The organism is Xanthobacter sp. 91 (assembly GCF_000702385.1).
Classification (GTDB): domain Bacteria; phylum Pseudomonadota; class Alphaproteobacteria; order Rhizobiales; family Xanthobacteraceae; genus Xanthobacter; species Xanthobacter aminoxidans.
Map to the genome: position 1 here is coordinate 179,183 of NZ_JNIB01000001.1, position 17,209 is coordinate 196,391.

The window sequence follows — 17,209 nt, forward strand, 5'->3', positions numbered from 1 at the left end:
GGCAAATGGGACTTCTCGCCGTCAACCGCATCTATGCCGCCATCACCGCCCTCGTGCTCGCCTTCGTGGTGCTGCCGCTGGGCGCGGTGATCTGGGTCAGCTTCTTCGCCAACCGCATCCTCTCCTTCCCGGCGACGGGCTACACGCTGGACTGGTACGCGCGCGCCTGGCAGCTCGACTCCTTCCGCAACGGCTTCATCACCAGCGTCGAGACGGCGCTGGTGGCGGTGGCCCTCTCGCTGGCGCTCGGCGTGCCGGCGAGCCTCGCGCTGGTGCGCTACCGCTTCCCCGGGCGCGATGCCATCCAGACGCTTCTGCTCTCGCCCATGGTGGTGCCGGGCATCGTCGGGGGCGCCGCGCTGTTCATGGCCTTCATCGAGCTGGAGATCCTGCTGGACGTGGACATTTCCGGCACCCTGCCGGGCCTGTTCGTCGCCCACGGCCTCATCGCCTTGCCGTGGACCGTGCGGCTCGTCACAGCCTCGCTGGTGGGCATGAGCCCCTCCTACGAGGAAGCGGCGCAATCGCTGGGGGCGGGCCGGCTCACCACCTTCTTCCGGGTGACGCTGCCCATCATCAAGCCGGGTATCGTGGCGGCGGCGCTCTTCTCCTTCGTCATCTCCTTCATTGATCTGGAGAAGTCGATCTTCCTCGTGGGGCCGGGGCGCACCACGCTGCAGATCGCGCTCGTCTCCTATCTCGAATGGAACCTGGATTCGACGGTGGCGGCGGTGGCCACCGTGCAGATCCTCATCATCGGCGTGCTGCTCCTCGTGTCGGATCGCTACGCCCGCCTCTCCCGCGCCTTCTGAGGAGCGTGCTCATGTCCGATGTCGTGCTGCAATCCATCGTCAAGCGCTACGACGCCATGACCGCCGTGGACCATGTCTCCCTCACCATCGGCGAGGGCGAACTCGTCGCGCTGCTCGGCCCTTCCGGCTGCGGCAAGACCACGACGCTGCGCATGGTCGGCGGCTTCATCCCCGTAACCGAAGGTCGCATCCTCGTGGGCGGGCGCGACCTCACCCATCTGCCGCCGAACAAGCGCAACATGGGCTTCGGCTTCCAGAACTACGCTTTGTTCCCGCACATGAGCGTCGCCGAGAACGTCGCGTTCGGGCTTCAGATGCGCAAGCTCCCCAAGGCGGAGATCGCCGGCAAGGTGAAGACCGCCCTCGACCGGGTGAAGCTCTCCCACCTCGCCGAGCGCCTGCCCAAGCAGCTCTCCGGCGGCCAGCAGCAGCGCGTGGCGCTGGCCCGCGCCCTCGTGATCGAGCCGGACGTGCTGCTGCTGGACGAGCCGCTCTCCAACCTCGACGCCCAGCTGCGCCACGAGATGAAGACGGAGATCCGCACCCTGCAGCAGCAGCTCGGCATCACCACCATCTTCGTCACCCACGACCAGGACGAAGCGCTGTCGGTGGCCGACCGCGTGGTGCTCATGCGCGCCGGCAAGATCGAGCAGCAGGGCTCGCCGGACGACCTCTTCGGCCGGCCAGCCTCGCGCTTCGCTGCCGAGTTCATGGGCGTGACGAACCTGCTGCCCGGCGAACTCGCTGGCGTCGGCCGGTTCCGGCTGGCGAGCGGCGAGGAGGTGCGTGTCGATCCTGCGGGCCTCTCCGGCGACCTCTCCCTCGCCGTGCGGCCGGAGCGGCTGGTGCTGGACGGCGCGGAGGACGACCACAACGCGCTTCCCGCCGTGGTGGAGCTCGCCACCTATCGCGGCCTCGTCATCGACTATCGCGTGGCCACCGCCTCCGGCCTCGCCCTCATCGCCCGCCGCCCCTCACCCGCCGTGGGCGGCCCCGCCCCGCTCAAGCCCGGCCAGCCCGTGCGCGTCTCCTGGCATCCAAACGCCGGAACGCTGGTGGCCGCCTGAGCCTTCCTGAATTTCGTTTCCAATAAAGGGGAAAACCCGGTGTCCGACCTTCACGACAAGCTCATCGTCATCGACGGGCTCATCATCTCCGACTTCTCCCGTCCCGTCTTCGAGGACATGCGCAAGGGGGGCCTCACCGCCGCCAACTGCACCTGCTCCATCTGGGACAACTTCACCGAGACGATGCGCAACATCGCCCGGTGGAAGAAGGATTTCGCGGCCAACGCGGACCTCATCTCGCAGGTCTACACCACCGCCGACATCCTGAAGGCGAAAGAGGACGGCAAGACCGGCATCATCCTCGGCTGGCAGAACACCACCGCCATCGAGGACCACCTGGAATATCTCGAGCTGTTCCACGAGCTGGGCGTGCGCATCATCCAGATGACCTACAACACCCAGAACTGGGTGGGCTCCGGCTGCTACGAGGGCCGTGACAGCGGCCTCTCCGACTTCGGCCGCGACGTGGTGGCGGAGATGAACCGCCTCGGCATCCTGTGCGATCTCTCCCACGTCGGCCCGAAGACCTCGGAAGACACCATCCTCGCCTCCAAACAGCGCGTCGCCTATTCCCACTGCCTGCCGGCCGGCCTCAAGGCCCACCCGCGCAACAAGACCGACGAGCAGCTGCGCTTCATCGCCGACAAGGGCGGCTTCATCGGCGTCACCATGTTCCCGCCCTTCCTGAAGAAGGGGCCGGCCTCCACCGTCGCGGACTATGTGGAGGCGATGGAATACGTCATCGACATCGCCGGCGAAGACATGGTGGGCGTCGGCACGGACTTCACCCAGGGCTATGGCAAGCCCTTCTTCGACTGGATCACCCACGACAAGGGCACCGGCCGCAAGCTCACCGACTTCGGCGAGGTCATCAATCCCGAGGGCTTCCGCGTGATCGGCGACTTCCCCAACCTCACCGCGGCGATGGAGAAGCGCGGCTGGTCCACGGGGCGCATCGAGAAGGTGATGGGTGGAAACTGGCTGCAATTGCTGAAGGATGTGTGGGGAAAGTGAGTCCCCCTGCTCCGGAGCGAGGTCCCGATGGCGAAGCCTGAAATCGAGATCGATGTGGACGAGGCTACCGGCCGCTGGTTCGTGGACAAGATGCCCATGATCCTGGTGCCGCAGCACTTCTACAACAACAACCACTTCGCCATCGAGGCGGCGCTGGGGGCGGAGGCGTTCGACGCGACGCTGGCGCCCGCCGGCCGGCTCTCGGCCTTCGTGTGGTGCGAGCGGCAGGCGGAGGTCTATGGCCTCACCGGCACTGACGTGTTCGCGCATTACATGAAACGGCTGTCGCAGCGCGGCTGGGGGCACTTCTCCATCCTCGCGCTGGACCCGGTGGCGGGGACGGGGACGATCCGGCTCGATCACTCCTCCTTCGTCACCGAGGCGACAAAGGGCGCGGGCCGCAAGCTCTGCTACATGTTCGCGCCGTGGCTCGCCGGAGCGCTGGAATTCGTCTGCGAGCAGGCGGGCGCACCGCGCCGGCTTCAGGCCCGCGAGGTGCAATGCGCCGCCGAGGGCTTTGACCACTGCCTGTTCGAGGTGGCTCCCGCCATAGATTGAGCGCCAGCCGGCACGCCGGACGCAGAAAAGCCGGGCGACCTCGCGGCCGCCCGGCTTTTCTTTGGATCGATCAGTAGTTGATGGTGGTGCGCACGCCGAACACGGCGGCATTCTTCACAAGCGAGATGCCGAGGGGATCGTTCGGGTTCAGCACGCCGCCGCCGGGGTTCCAGATGTACTGGAAGTCGGGCTGGATGGTCCAACCGGGCATCACCTGCGCCGAATAGGTCACTTCCAGCACCGTCTCGCTGCTGCGGATGGGGTAGTAGGACCCGTTGTAGAGGGCGGTGTAGAGGTCGGCCTGCTGGGCCGCGTTGGTCACCCGCGCATTGCCGAAGGCGACGCCGAACGAGTCGTCCTCGCGGCCCGGGACGAGGCCCTTGAAGGTGATGCCGCCATCCCAGTAGAAGCCGAGCTGGTTCTGCTCGCTGGGGGCCGCCGTCACGCGCCCGAAGACGCTGATGCCCTTGTCCTTGGTGCCGGGCTTGCGCCAGATCATCTGGTCGATGATGGCGTAGAAGGCGTAGTCACCCTGGATCTGGTTGGGGAGGCCGATGGAAGCGGGGCTCGCCAGCGGCACGCCGAAGATGTCGTAGACTTGGCTGTTGAACGAATTGGAATTGTACCAGCCACCCACCTTGACGGTGCCGGGCAGCCAGGCGGCGTTCTCGGCCTTGTTGTAGCTGTAGGCCACTTCGCCGATCACGAACACGCCCTGATCGACGATGAAGTTCAGGCCGTACTTATTCTCTTCCTGGGGGTCGCCGCAGCAGGGCGCGGGGTTGCCGTTGAACAGGCCGACGAGCACCGTCCACTCGTCGTTCGGCACCCACTTCACGCGCACGCCGGGGGTGGCGAGGGGATAGGCGGGGCCGCCGCTCGGCAGATCGGCGGCAAACAGGGCCGGCCAGCCGAACGTCGAGTTCAGGAACAGCGAGCCGTTGTCCGATATGGCGAATTCCGAATCGGCGGAGAGCTGGCCGAAGCGGATGGAGGACTTGCCGTCGCCGAACGCCTGCTCGATGTACAGCTCGAACAGGCGGGTGGTGGAGAGGGCGTCCACGTTGCTGACGCCCATGATGTTGCCGAGATACTGGCCGGAGAATCCCGAGCCCTGGATCTGCAGCACGCTGGCGTGGAAGGTCGCGCCCTTCCAGTTGAACAGCTTGTCGAGGTCCGCATCGAGGGAGAACTGGAAGCGGCCGTTATAGGCGGTGCCGGTGCCGAGGCCGCCCTCGGTGTTGCGCCAGAGTTCGCCGATATAGTTCACGCCGATCTTGATGCCCGCTTCGGCGAGCTTGGGACGGTAGCCGCCCCAGTCGCCCAGCCAGCCGAGCTGCGGGGCGATGGAGGGCTCGGCCTCCTCCTCGGCGGGAGCGGCTGCGGCCGGCGCCTTGGTCGCCACGTCGGCCGCGTGCGCGGTGCCGAGCAGGGGAGTGCCCAGCAGCGCACCGGCGGCGACGCCGGCGAGGAGATAGCGGGCAAGGAGGGTCCGCGTACCCGGAAGGTCCCCGCGGCTGCCGCGGGCGGCGGTCCGAAACACGGTGTCCAGCATCTTAAATTCCCCCATCGGCAGAAGGAGCGCAGCAGAAGGCCCGAACTGCCCTACCGCGCCGGCGCGACTACCATGTTACAGCGCGGCCTTCCGCAAGGCTGAAAAAGACCCGCAAATCGCCGCTAACGAGGCCGGATTGGGGGCGAGCGGCCATGCTTTGTCAATCAGGTCGGCCCCCTTATTGATATAGAATATCTCTAAACTGGCGGTATGGAGATGACGGGAACTTTTGCCAACCTGAGGAATTCATGCCGCGATATCCGATAGTTAGATCGCCCGCCCCGGTTACCGCCAACCTCCACGACCAGCCGGACAGGCCAATGGGCCATGATGGTTCGCTGGCCGATGTGGTAACTATGCAACGCGCCGCGACGGCGACCGGGACGGGAGCGACACGCTGGGCGCCATGACCGACGCCAAATTGACCGACGCCACATTCCTTCTGCTCATCAATGGCGCGATCGGCCTGACATTCGCAGCGGCGTTCCTTGGAACCACCTGGCGCTCGTCGGTGGAGCTGGGGCGCTGGTGCGCCGCGGCCTTCGTCTGCGCCGCCGCCACCGTGCTCATCGAGGCGCTGGCGCCGGATATCCCCTCGGTCAGGCTCACCTCGACCCTCTCGTTCGGATCGCTCATGGCGGCGCTGTCCCTGATCGCGGCGGGGCTGCGGCGCCATTACCGACCTGATTCGCGCCTCGGTTGGCTCGGCGCGGCGGCGCTCCTCGCGGTGGCCTTCACGGCGCTTGCGGGCGTCGACCTGCCGCGCGGAGGCTGGGCGCAGGCGCTGACCTATCAACTGCCCTTCGCGGCCATCCTCGCTTTCGCCGCCGGCACCGTGCTGCGGCACGCGCCCGGGCGGGCGGTGGATCTTGTCCTCGCCGGCGTGCTGGGGCTCTGCGCTCTGCAGTTCGCAGCGAAGGCGGTGCTCATTCCACTCGAAGGTGCCGACAACGGGGTGCGGGACTATCTGACGAGCGCCTATGCCCGTTATTCGCAGACAGCCGGCAGCATCCTCTCGCTCATGCTCGGCGTGGCGCTGCTCGCGCTCGTCGTGAGGGAGGTCATCGCCGAAGCCACCGGACGGCTGGAGCGGGACGGCCTCTCCGGCGTCCTCACACGCACGGCCTTCCTCGAACGCGCGGAGCGCCTCGCGGAAGCCGCGCCGCCGGGCACCCGCATCGGACTGCTGCTCTGCGACCTCGATCATTTCAAGGCAATCAACGACAGGTTCGGCCACCCGGCCGGCGACGAGGTGATCCGGCGGTTCGGCGCGCTGCTCGCGGCCTGCGCGCGCCCGCGGGATCTGTGTGGCCGCATCGGCGGAGAGGAATTCTGCCTGCTGATGACCGCCGCCGATGTCGAGGCCCTCGCCCGCATCGCCGCCGCGCTGAGAACCGGGGCGGAGCAGATGCGTTTCGCCTGGCTGCCGGAGGAGCGGCGCATCACGGCCAGCCTCGGCGGCACGCTGATCGCCCCCGGCGAGCCCCTCGCCTCCGCCATCCGCCGCGCCGACATCGCCCTCTACCAGGCCAAGGCGGACGGCCGGAACCGCTACCGGATGGCGGACCGCCCGGAAGCCGCCTGAGCGCCCTCCCCCAGCGCCGCCGCGCGCGCGAGCAGCCGCTTGGCCGAGAGATAGAACGGCACCTCGATGATGAGATCTCCCAGTCGCGCCCGGTCCTGACCGGCGGCGCGGGCCGCCTCGAAGGCCGCGACGATCTCCACCGCCTCGGCGACAGCGACGGCGGAAGGGGTCATCACCGTGTTGATGAGCGCGATGTGGCCGGGCTCCACGGCGCTCTTGGCGCTGTAGCCCAGCGCCCGGCCGGCGCGGGCATCGGCCTCGCAGCCCTCCAGATCGGCAAAGGTGTAGGGGCAGTCGATGGAGAGCACCTTCGCCGCCCGTGCCTCCAGATGCAAGCGCTGGCGGGCATAGGCCAGCTCCAGGGCCGCCCGGCTGCGCGGCGCGTCGAGGTCTTCCGCCAGATCCTCGGTGGAGCACAAAACGGCCGTCACGCGCGGACTGGCGGTGGCGATGGCATAGGTCTGCATGATGCCGCGCGCGGTCTCGATGTTGGGCACGATCTCGATGGCGCCGGGCGGCAGGCCGAGCCGCGCCTCGTGGCGGCTGATCTCCGCATCCAGCGCGATGACCTGCGCGGGCTCGGCGATCTTGGGCAGGTGGATGGCGTCCGGCCGCCCCGCGATCACGCCCGCGAGGTCGGCGAGGCCGTCCCCCTCCAGCGGATTGATGCGCACGCACGCGACTATGCCCGCCGCGCGCCATGCCGCCATCACCTCCGCAGACATGGACCGCGCCGCGGCCCGAAGCTCCGGCGGCGTGAAATCCTCCAGTTCCTGAATCAGCGCATCCGCGCCGCAGGCCATCGCCGCCATCAGCGCACTCTTGTCGCCACCGGGCGCGAAGAGCCAGCTGCGCCGGAGCTCCGGCGGCCGGCGGGTGCTGTCCTGCCGTGCGGTGGTCTTCTGTTCTGTCGCCGACATGGGTCTTTCTCTCCCGAGGCGGCGAGATGAGCCGGAACGCGGCCGGCGCACAAGAGGCGGCGCGGTGGGCTTTGGGGCGCGTCACGTCCCCGGATGGGCGCCGCGGAGCTTTTCGGCGAGGAAATCCACGAAGACGCGCACGCGGGCCGGCGTGTTGGCGCCCCCCACGAACACCGCGTGAATGCTTTCCTTGTCCTGCGGGTTGAACGCTTCGAGCAGCGGCACCAGCGCGCCGCAGGCAAATTCGCCGCGCGCATTGGCTTCATCGATGTGGAAATTGCCGACGCGGGTGATGCCCACCCCCTGCGCGGCGAGCTGCACCAGCGTCTCGCCGTTGTTGGCGGTGATGTTGCCCTTCACCTCCAGCATGTAGTCGCGCCCGTCCTCGCGGAACGGCCAGCCGGGCTCGATGCGGCGGAAGCTGAAATCGAGGCAGTTGTGGTGGGCAAGGTCGGCCGGCACGCGGGGCGTGCCGTGGCGGGCGAGATAGGCCGGCGCGGCGATGACGGTGCGCCCGGTCTCGCCGAGGCGGCGGGCGGTCAGCGGGCTGTCGGCGAGGGGGCCGAAGCGGATGGCCACGTCCACCCGCCCGCCGAGCACGTCGGCGATCTCGTCGCTCAGCTCCATCTCCACCTCGATATCCGGATAGCGGGCCACGAATTCGCCGAGCAGCGGCACAATAACGAGGCGACCATGGGCCATGGAGGCGCTGACGCGGATGCGCCCGCGCGGATTGGCGCGGTCGGCCAGCGCCGCCTCCGTCTCGTCTATATCCGCAAGGATGCGCCGGGCAGCGCGGGCATAGGCCTCGCCTTCCGCCGTGAGGCGCAGCTGCCGGGTGGTCCGCACCATCAGGCGCACGCCGAGCCGCGCCTCGATGCGGGCCAGGATGCGGCTCACCGCCGAGGGGGTCAGGCCCAGCTCGCGGGCCGCCCCAGAAAGGCTGCCGGCACACGCGACCTTGAGGAAGGCGGCCATCTCTCCGGTCCGGTCGGGGCGGTCCATTCGTGACTCCGGCGCACAGATGCTGGTCTCGGATGCTCTCTATTGCTGCACTGCAATGTCAACCATATTCCGGGGCAACACGATCTGCCCCGGAGTTCCTCCCATGAAGATCAACCTGCCGCTGGTGGCGCTCGCCATCGGCGCCTTCGGCATCGGCGTCACAGAATTCTCCCCCATGGGAATGCTGCCGATCATCGCCACGGACCTCGGCGTCTCCATCCCCGCCGCCGGCCTGCTGGTGAGCGCCTATGCCTTCGGCGTTCTGGTCACCGCACCCATCATGACGCTGGCCTTCGCCAGCATGCCCCGCCGCCGGCTGCTGGTGCTCTCCATGGGCATCTTCACCGTGGGCAACCTCATCTCCGCCTTGGCTGACGGCTATTGGATGCTGCTCGCCGGCCGCATCGTCACCTCCTTCAACCACGGCGCCTTCTTCGGCGTCGGCGCGGTGGTGGCGGCGAGCGTGGTGCCGGCGCATAAGCGCGCCGGAGCGGTCGCCGCCATGTTCTCGGGGCTCACCATCGCCACCATCGGCGGCGTGCCGCTCGCGGCGTGGGTGGGCGAGGCCATCGGCTGGCGCGCGGCCTTCTTCGGCATCGCCGTCATCGGTGCCATCGCCATGGTGGCGGTGCGCCTCTCCTTGCCCCCGCTCGAGGTTCAGGGCGAGAGCGACATGCGCGCGGAACTGAAGGTGCTCATGCGCGGCCCGGTGCTCGCCGCCCTGTTGCTGACGGTGGTCAGCTCCAGCGCCATGTTCACGGTCTTCACCTATATCGCGCCGATCCTGCAGGTGGAGACCGGCGCCGCCTCCGGCTTCGTCACCGCCATGCTGGTGGTCTACGGGCTGGGGCTCGCGCTGGGCAACTGGCTGGGCGGGCGCTTCGCCGACCGCTCGCTCGACGGCACGCTCATCGGCTCGCTGACGGCGGTGGCGGTGCTCCTCATGCTGTTCGTGCCGGGCATGCACTCGCACCTCGCCACGGTGCCGCTGGTCTTCCTGTGGGGCATCGCCAGTTTCGCCCTCGTGCCGCCGTTGCAGATGCGGGTGGTGCACGAGGCGGCCGAGGCGCCGCACCTGGCCTCGGCCATGAACATCGGCGCCTTCAACCTCGGCAATGCGCTGGGCGCGGCGCTGGGCGGCGCGGTGATCGATGCCGGCCTCGGCTATCCCGCCGTCTCCCTCGCCGGCGCTGGCACCGCCCTCGCGGGCCTCGCCTTCACCCTGCTGCTGCGGCGTGGCCGCCGGGGGCTCGAAGCCGCGCCCGCCCGGGGCTGAAGACCAAGGGAAGGCCGCTGGGGAAGCGGCCATCCATTCCCCAACGGAAAAGACCGACGCCGGATTGGTCCGATGCGCGCGGAAGGGACGCGCCCCCTCCGTATCATCCCGAGGGGGACCGGCGTGGCCGTGGAAATGCCTTAGTGCAGCGCATGGTGGTGCCGTGCGCCCTCTGGCGCACCACTTCCCCGGACGGTCGATGCGCGTTCTCATTCTCGAAGACAATTCCCGCCTGCGGGCGCTGACGGCCGGAGCCCTGCGCGCCGCCGGCTTCGCCACCGACGCCTTCGAGACCCTCGCCGACGCCCGCGCAGCCGCCGAGACCACCGCCTATGACTGCATCGTGCTCGACCTCGGCCTGCCCGACGGCGACGGCATGGACCTGCTGGAGGCGCTGCGCCGGCGTGGCTCCTCGACGCCGGTACTGCTGCTGACGGCGCGGGACGACAAGGCCTCCGTGGTGCAGGGCCTCAACCGGGGCGCCGACGACTATCTGCGCAAGCCGTTCGACGTGGACGAGCTGATCGCCCGCATCCGCGCCTTGCTGCGCCGTCCGGGCACCGCCTTCCAGACGGTCCTTGCGGAAGGCAACATCGCCCTCGATCCCTCCGAGCGGCGCGCCGTGGTGGATGGCACGGCCATCGACTTCAGCCGCCGCGAGGTCGGTGCGCTGGAGATGCTGATGCGCTCCTCCGGTCGGGTGGTGCAGAAGTCCGCGCTTGAGGAAGCGCTCTACGGCTATGACGAGGAAGTCAGCGTCAACGCCATCGAGGTGCTGGTCCACCGGCTGCGCAAGAAGCTCTCCGGCGCTGGCGCCAACCGGGAAATCGTGACCCTGCGCGGCATCGGCTATCTGCTGGCGGAGCCGCGGGCATGAGGCAAGAGCCGTGAAAATCCTGCCCCGCGACGTGTTCGGCCGGCTGGTGCTGGGCCTCGTGGGGGTGAGCCTCGTCGCGGTGGCGGTTGGCGCGTTCTATCTCTACACCCGCTTCCACAACACCCATTCGCTGTTCTTCGAGGGCACGCTGCAGGCCTTCATCGGCGACATCGCCGACGACATCCACTTCGTCGACGGCAAGCTGACCGCCAATGTCGACGCCACCACCCGCAAACGCATCGCGGACGAATCCGGCCGCTACGTGGTGCTGGATGAAAAGGGCGACATCGTCGCCGCCTCGCCCGGCGTGACGGAGCGCTTCACCTCGTTCCGCACGGTTCGCCCGCTCTATTTCTGGATTCCCCGGCAGGCGGAGGAGGGGGAATATTACGGCCTCTCGACCCGCATCCCGGAGGTGCCCGTCCCGGTCTATGTGCAGCTGATGTTCCCCAAGGGGCACATCATCTTCGAGTCGGTGCTGCACGAATTCATGAAGGACATCGCCTGGATCTGGCTGCCCTTCCTGCTCGCCATTCTCGCGGTCAACGTCATCGTCGTGCGCATCGCCCTCGCCCCCCTCTCGCAGACGGTGGAGGAGGCGCGCGCCATCCAGCCCGGCGGCCCGGCGACGCTCACCGAGAAGGGGCTGCCGGACGATCTTCTGGCGCTGGTGCGCACCGTCAACGCCGCCTTCGACCGCCTGCGGGAGGCCCACCGCCTGCAGGAGGAGTTCGTCGCCGACATGGCGCACGAGCTGCGCACCCCGCTCGCGGTGATGAAGGCCGAGCTTGCGACCATGAAGGACCCGCATGCCCGCATCCTGGAGCACGACCTCGGTGTCATGGCGCGGCTGGTGGAGCAGTTGCTCGACCGCGCGCGGGTCTGCCGCTTCAATCTCGAACCCGGCAAGATCGTGGACCTGAGGGAGGTGGCGCGCGAAGCCTCCGCCTTCCTCGCGCCCCGCATCGTCGGCCGGGGCCGGATGATCGAGGTGATCGCGCCGGATGTCCCCGTCCTCGTGGCCGGCGGGCGGGACGACGTGTTCCGGGCAGTGCGCAATCTGGTCGAGAACGCCCTTGAGCATACGCCGGAAAAGGGGCTGATCTCGGTGGAGATCACCGGCGAGCCGGCCATCGTCGTGCGCGATCAGGGACCGGGCTTTCCCGCGCAGGTGCTCGACCGCGAGGCGAGGCGCAGCGGGCGGGTGCGCAGCGAGCGCCGGGAGGGGGTGGGCCTTGGCCTCTCCATCGTGGAGCGCACCATGATGGCGCACGGTGGCGACCTCACCTTGTCCAACGATCCCGGCCCGGGCGGCCGCGCCATCATGCGCTTTCCCGATGCCGGCTGGCTGCCGGCGGCCTGACCGCTCACGCGGCCCGTGCGACGGCGACCAGCCCCTCGACCCCGAACGGCAGCCGGTGGGCAACGACGCGGATATCCGCATCGCGGAATCCGCCTTCGACGAGGAGGCGCCGCAGCCCGGCCGCGTCATAGGTCCGGTGGGTATCCGCGCCGGCGAACGGCCAGCGCGCCATGGTCGATCGGTCCGTCACGTAGAGCACCGCGCGCCCGCCGGGCTTCAGCACCCGCCGGATCTCGGACGCCGCGGCGCCCCCCGCATCGAAGAAATAGGCGACATTGACGGCGAGCACCCCGTCGAAGCTCGCACCGGCCCACGGCAGAGCGCGGAAGTCCCCCTCCCTCAACTCCACCTGACCGCCCGCGACGGCACCGCGATTGCGAGACGCCGCGAGCCGGAGCATGGCCGGCGAGCCCTCGATGCCGGCCACATGGCCACCCGGCACGCACTCCGCCAATGCCGCGATGCCGGCGCCGGGCCCGAAGCCGATTTCCAGCACGCGGTCCCGCTGCGCGGGGCGAAGGGCCCCGATGGCCAGCCGGTAAGGCGCGCGATTGGCGAGCGACATCGCTCGCCCCACCAGCACGCCCCCTCCCCCCTCGGGGTGGGCGAGCTGGTGGCCGAGCCAGCGCCACAGGGGGGCGACGCCCGCGGAGGCGATGTTCGCCATCAGTGCTTGGCCTTGATCTGTTCGAGCTTCTCGGTGATGACCAGCCGGCGGTTCTCGTCCCACACCTTCCGGTCTGCGCGCACGGGAATGGCGAGCGCGTGGATGAAGGCCTCGCGGGCCTTCCCATACTCGCCCTGGGTCATCAGGAAATCGCCGTAGAAATACCAGGCGTCGAGCCCGTCCGGCGCGGTCCTGGTGGCCTGTTCCAGCAGCGCCCGCGCCTTCGCCTTGTCGCCGAACGCTACGGGAAACCCCGGCACCCGGTAGTAGAGCACGCCGAGGCTGGTGGGCGCGCCGGTATCGAGCACGGTGGGGTTCATCTTGTAGGCCTTCTCCAGCGTGTCGCGGGCGCGGGAGGCGAGCGACAGCGCCGAGATGGGATTGACCAGGGAGGCCCGCTCGCTGGTGACGATACCGTCCCAGATCAGCACTTCCACCCGGTCGGGATATTTGGCGGCGAGGCTGTCGGCATCGGCGCCGAGGGCGGTCATCTCGTCGGTCTGCTTGTCGCCTTCCGGCACGGTGAACTTGATGGTCTCCCATCGGGTCTGGATCTGCTTCACCTGCCCGAGCACGGGGTCGTCGGCGGGGGCGGAAGCGGCGGGGGCCGCATGGGCGGAAACGGCGAAAGTGGCGGAGAGGAGAGCGCCGAGGAGGAGGGTTGCGCGCATGGTGATGTCCTTGGTGTGCAATGCGTGGATGTGATCCGTCGGCTCAGGCGCCGGAGCGCGCGAGGGACCGGTCAATCAGCTTCGGGAACAGGCGCTGGAGCAGCACGAACAGGCGCTCGGGGCCGGCGGGATAGACGGCATCGCGGCCCGCATCCACCGCCCGCCAGATGTGGGCGGCGACCTTCTCCGGCGTATCGAGGCGCATGCCGGTCCGGACGATGAGGTCACTGAAGGCCGCCGCCGCATCGGTCTGCGTCGCCCGCGGCGCCGCGTAGGTGACGGCAATGCCGCGCCCCTTCCATTCCCGCCGCAGCGCACTGGAATAGCCGCGCAGGGCGAACTTGGAGGCGGAATAGGCGGCAAAGCCGGGATAGGCGATGTCGCCGAACACCGAGCCCACGTTCACCACCCGCGACGGACGGGCGGCGGCCAGCAGCGGGGCGAGGTCCCGCGTCAGCGCCATGGGGGCGAGGACGTTGGTGCGGAACAGATTTTCCAGCGCTGCGTCGGCCATCTGCTCCACATCGCCGCCATCCACGCGGCCTGCATTGTTGAACAGCAGGTCGAGCCGGCCCCAGGCCTGCTTCAGCCCGGCGGCGATGCGGGCGCGGTCCTCCGCGCGGGTGAGATCGGCCGGGATGACGATGGGGCGGGCGGAGGGCGGCAGCGCCGCCGCCGTCTCCTCCAGCGCCGCGGCGCGGCGGCCGCACACCGCCACGAACATGCCACGCCGGCCGGCCTCCAGCGCCAGCGCCCGGCCGATGCCGGAGCCGCCGCCGGTGACGAGCACGCACTTCACCTCGCGCGGCAAGCCCGTGCGGGGAGCGCCCTGGTCCGACATGTCCTCACGCCGCACGGCTCAGCTCCGCGCGAGCGCCAAGCTCGCGGAAGATGTCGCCGTAGAGGCGATGGAACATCCTGGAATGGTCGATGATGATGTCCTGAACCGCCGTATCCTCGATGCCGTTCACCAGCGCGCGGAAGAAGGCCACGTGCGCCTGATCGAGGCTGCCGTGGGAGGTGAGGTAGGAGAAGCCGGCGCCGCCCGCGCTCCCGAACGTCTTGGCCAGCGTCGCCGCGAGCTGGTCGGCGAGCAGCACCGACATGCCCTCCAGCACATGCACACTGCCGAGCATGGCATAGGGGCTCACATGCTCGATGGCGTAATAGGTGAAGCCCACCATCACGCGGCAGGCCTGCCCCGGCTGGCCGGTGCGCACCGCCTCGGCATCGCCGCCCATGGCGCGGATGTCGTCGAGGATCCATTTCTCGTGCCCGCGCTCCTCCTCCATGTATTCGAGGAGGGCTGCCTGATAGCGCTCGTCCGTGGTGCGGGAGGCGGCCAGCGCCAGCAGCGGGAAGGTGTGCTTCACGTGGTGGTAGGCCTCGGTCAGGAAGGCCAGATAGAGTTCGCGCGTGCCGCCCGTGCGGGGCGCGTTGGCGACGAGGGGAATGGCGAGGAAGCTCTCGCGCGCCGCCGCGGTCTCACGGGTCAGGCGTTCATGGAAGCTCATGGCCGATGCCTTTCTGATGATGGCCGGGAAGGGGTGTCAGAGGGTCACGGCCACGTCGGCAGCGAGCAGATCGTGCGCCACGCGACGGCGGATGCGGCCGTTGTCGGTGAACAGGCCCGCGGCCCGGGCGGGAGCCATTTCGATGACGCGCACACGGGCCGGCCGCGCATAGGGCGGCAGCCCCGCGCAGGCGGCGGAGATGCGCGCCTCCACCGCCGCGCGGCCCGCATGGGCGAACCATTCGGCCGCGGGGGGAACCGGCACCACCAGAGCCGCGAGGCCCTCAGGATCCGCCGCGACGGCGCAGGCGGCGATGAAGGGATCGGCGAGGAGGGTCGTCTCGACCCATTCGGGACTGACGTTGCGCCCAAGCGGCGTGACGATGAGATTGTCCTTGCGGCCGGAGATCGTCAGCCGGCCGTCCGTATCCAGCGCCGCCAGATCGCCCGTCGACCATGGCCGGAGGGCCGGCGCGCCGCGCAGATAGCCGTCCGTGACGCACGGCCCGTCCACGTGCAACTCCCCATCGACGACGGTGAGGGTCAGGCCCGGCAGCGGCTCGCCCACGGTGCCGGCCACGCGCCGGCCCGGCCGGTTCACCGCCACCACGGAGCAGCATTCGGACAGGCCGTAGCCTTCGTGCACGGGAATGCCGAGATTCCATGCCGCCTCCGCCACCTGAGGCGGAACGGCGGCGCCGCCGACGGCGACGAAGCGCAGGCTGTCCGGGGCGCAGGCCCGCGCGGCGGCAAGCTCCGCCACCCAGAGCCGGAGCAGCTCGGGCACCAGCACGCCGGTGGTCGGCCGATGGCGGGCGAACGCCTCGGCGATGCCGGTGACCGCACCGCGGCCGATTCGCTCCGAGACGGCGGTGTCGAAATGCACGCTGCCGCCCACGAGGGGCGGGATGAACAGCGCGCAGATGTTCTCCAGCAGCAGGGAGAGCGGAAGCACAGAGAGATAGGTGTCGTCCTCCCGCGCGCCGATCGCTTCCGCCAGCGCGGCGGCGGACCAGCCCACCTGCCCGCTCTCGTGCCGCACGCCCTTGGGCTGGCCGGTGCTGCCGGAGGTGTAGATGAGCGTGCCATAGCCCGCGCGGAAGGCCGGCGTGGCGCCGGGCGCGCCGGTCACGGTGACCGGCTGACAGGCGACGCCTTCCGGCACGGCCCCCTCCCCGCCCGGCGCGACGAGGATCAGCTCGATGCCCGCATCGCGCACCACATGGGCGATCTGGGCCGGGCTGAAGAAGCCGGGCAGCGGAACGGCGATGCGCCCCGATGCCACCAATGCGAGCTGAGCCACGGCATAGGCCCGCCCGTTCGGCAGGAGCAGCCCGACCACCCGCGCGGCCGGAGGAAGCGCGGCGACGAGGCGCGCCGCATCGGCCAGCAGCCCGGCGCGGGTGATGGCGCCATCCGGATCGGTGAAGGCGACGCGATCCGGTGCCCGGCGGGCGTGGCCCGCCACGGCCTCAAAAAATGTCTGCATGATGCAGCACCCGGCCGGCGTCTGACGGAATGCAGACGGAAGCCGTCTGCGCCCGGCGATAGGCGGCGAGCATGTCCACACCGCACACGCCGAAGACCTTCGGCTCGGTCTCGTAATAGCGACCCCAGACCTCGGGATGGGCGACGCGGACGGGATCAGCATCGCCGAGATAGATCGGCGACAGGCCGCGCCGCCGCACCAGCAGGCTCAGGCGGCGGGTGAGGGTGAAGAAGCACCAGGACAGGCCGTTGGCGCCACCGAAGGCCACGATATCGGCGATGAACGGCACGAGGTCGTGCGGCGCTCCGCTGGCCAGCGTCGTCACCTCATAGACGTCCGAGCGCCGCAGCTTGCGACCGGTGGAGCGGGAGAGTGCGGCTTCCACGGGCCCGTCCAGATAAAGCTCGGAGAAGAAGCCGTCTTCGGCGAGGCGCAGACCGGCGGCGCACAGGATCTCGCCCGCCGCATTCCGTCGGCACAGGAGGCGCTCGGCAAACGTGCCGACATGGGCGCCGTATTCGCGGGCATAAACCGATCGGATGAAAGCTTCGACCTCGGCGCGCTCGGCGTCGCCGGGTTCAACAATATGTGCAGATCCCATGTCCGCTCGTCCGTCCGCTCGTGCGTTGATTGCTCTGTCACGGACGTTGCAAGGCTGAGCTTACGCCTCGCTTACAGGTGAGCGGTCAGGGCGGGGAGAATTTGAGGCGGTTTCGGGGCACCGGAAGGCCCTCGCGCCACGCGACGGGGCCAGCGTCGCGCGGCGAACTTCCGCCGCGCCAGCACCCAAGATGGCGGATTTCCGCCATCCCCATGCGGACGAGCTTGGAAAATATT

The 17,209-nt window shown here is 69.3% G+C and carries 17 protein-coding genes; 8 read left to right on the forward strand and 9 right to left on the reverse strand.

Annotation, left to right across the window (positions count from 1 at the left end):
* Nucleotides 1-5 precede the first annotated feature (5 nt).
* The 4 genes from A37E_RS0101010 to A37E_RS0101025 are packed head-to-tail and all read left to right on the forward strand — an operon-like array spanning nt 6 to nt 3,451.
* Nucleotides 6-812, forward strand: a complete 807-nt coding sequence (locus A37E_RS0101010) for an ABC transporter permease (protein WP_029554920.1) — start codon at nt 6-8, stop codon at nt 810-812.
* An 11-nt stretch (nt 813-823) separates the two neighbouring features.
* A complete protein-coding gene (locus A37E_RS0101015; RefSeq protein WP_029554921.1) occupies nt 824-1,879 on the forward strand; it encodes an ABC transporter ATP-binding protein in 1,056 nt (351 codons plus the stop codon).
* Between the two features lie 39 nt (nt 1,880-1,918).
* A complete protein-coding gene (locus tag A37E_RS0101020) occupies nt 1,919-2,893 on the forward strand; it encodes a dipeptidase (RefSeq protein ID WP_029554922.1) in 975 nt (324 codons plus the stop codon).
* A gap of 27 nt (nt 2,894-2,920) precedes the next feature.
* A complete protein-coding gene (locus tag A37E_RS0101025; RefSeq protein WP_029554923.1) occupies nt 2,921-3,451 on the forward strand; it encodes a 4-vinyl reductase in 531 nt (176 codons plus the stop codon).
* Nucleotides 3,452-3,521: 70 nt separating this feature from the next.
* On the opposite strand, the gene A37E_RS0101030 is transcribed toward A37E_RS0101025, so the two are convergent.
* Nucleotides 3,522-5,006 (reverse strand): carbohydrate porin, encoded by a 1,485-nt coding sequence (locus A37E_RS0101030; protein ID WP_051678691.1) that lies wholly within the window; start codon nt 5,004-5,006, stop codon nt 3,522-3,524.
* Between the two features lie 406 nt (nt 5,007-5,412).
* On the opposite strand from A37E_RS0101030, the gene A37E_RS0101035 reads away from it, so the two are divergent.
* Nucleotides 5,413-6,591: a GGDEF domain-containing protein gene (locus A37E_RS0101035; protein WP_051678692.1), complete on the forward strand. Its 1,179-nt coding sequence runs from the start codon at nt 5,413-5,415 to the stop codon at nt 6,589-6,591.
* Here the strand turns inward: A37E_RS0101035 and A37E_RS0101040 are convergent.
* Nucleotides 6,558-7,511: an aldolase/citrate lyase family protein gene (locus A37E_RS0101040; RefSeq protein ID WP_029554926.1), complete on the reverse strand. Its 954-nt coding sequence runs from the start codon at nt 7,509-7,511 to the stop codon at nt 6,558-6,560. The genes A37E_RS0101035 and A37E_RS0101040 overlap by 34 nt on opposite strands.
* Nucleotides 7,512-7,592: 81 nt before the next feature.
* Entirely contained in the window at nt 7,593-8,516 is a 924-nt protein-coding gene (locus tag A37E_RS0101045; RefSeq protein ID WP_029554927.1) for a LysR family transcriptional regulator, read from the reverse strand.
* 103 nt (nt 8,517-8,619) lie between these two features.
* Here A37E_RS0101045 and A37E_RS0101050 point away from each other — a divergent pair, with 103 nt between their 5' ends.
* From A37E_RS0101050 to A37E_RS0101060, 3 genes are all read left to right on the forward strand, one after another.
* On the forward strand, nt 8,620-9,792 hold the full coding sequence (locus A37E_RS0101050) for an MFS transporter (protein ID WP_029554928.1): 1,173 nt from the start codon (nt 8,620-8,622) through the stop codon (nt 9,790-9,792).
* 199 nt (nt 9,793-9,991) lie between these two features.
* A complete protein-coding gene (locus tag A37E_RS0101055; protein WP_024278151.1) occupies nt 9,992-10,669 on the forward strand; it encodes a response regulator transcription factor in 678 nt (225 codons plus the stop codon).
* A gap of 10 nt (nt 10,670-10,679) precedes the next feature.
* Nucleotides 10,680-12,032, forward strand: coding sequence for a HAMP domain-containing sensor histidine kinase (locus tag A37E_RS0101060; RefSeq protein WP_051678693.1), 1,353 nt, complete (start codon nt 10,680-10,682; stop codon nt 12,030-12,032).
* 4 nt (nt 12,033-12,036) lie between these two features.
* On the opposite strand, the gene A37E_RS0101065 is transcribed toward A37E_RS0101060, so the two are convergent.
* From A37E_RS0101065 to A37E_RS25735, 6 genes are read right to left on the reverse strand one after another with little or no spacing between them, the layout of a single operon-like run.
* Nucleotides 12,037-12,699 (reverse strand): class I SAM-dependent methyltransferase, encoded by a 663-nt coding sequence (locus tag A37E_RS0101065; protein ID WP_029554930.1) that lies wholly within the window; start codon nt 12,697-12,699, stop codon nt 12,037-12,039.
* Nucleotides 12,699-13,370: a tetratricopeptide repeat protein gene (locus A37E_RS0101070; protein WP_029554931.1), complete on the reverse strand. Its 672-nt coding sequence runs from the start codon at nt 13,368-13,370 to the stop codon at nt 12,699-12,701. Before A37E_RS0101070 ends, A37E_RS0101065 begins: the two co-directional genes overlap by 1 nt.
* A 43-nt stretch (nt 13,371-13,413) precedes the next feature.
* The gene (locus A37E_RS0101075) at nt 13,414-14,226 is read right to left on the reverse strand and encodes an SDR family NAD(P)-dependent oxidoreductase (protein WP_245279242.1); all 813 of its coding nucleotides are present in this window, start codon (nt 14,224-14,226) and stop codon (nt 13,414-13,416) included.
* Complete coding sequence (locus A37E_RS0101080; protein ID WP_029554933.1) at nt 14,216-14,884, reverse strand: iron-containing redox enzyme family protein; 669 nt, start codon at nt 14,882-14,884, stop codon at nt 14,216-14,218. The genes A37E_RS0101075 and A37E_RS0101080 overlap by 11 nt, the downstream gene beginning before the upstream one ends.
* Nucleotides 14,885-14,920: 36 nt before the next feature.
* Nucleotides 14,921-16,372, reverse strand: coding sequence for an AMP-binding protein (locus A37E_RS0101085; RefSeq protein WP_197022910.1), 1,452 nt, complete (start codon nt 16,370-16,372; stop codon nt 14,921-14,923).
* A complete protein-coding gene (locus tag A37E_RS25735; RefSeq protein WP_051678695.1) occupies nt 16,356-16,973 on the reverse strand; it encodes a thermostable hemolysin in 618 nt (205 codons plus the stop codon). The genes A37E_RS0101085 and A37E_RS25735 overlap by 17 nt, the downstream gene beginning before the upstream one ends.
* Nucleotides 16,974-17,209 lie beyond the last annotated feature (236 nt).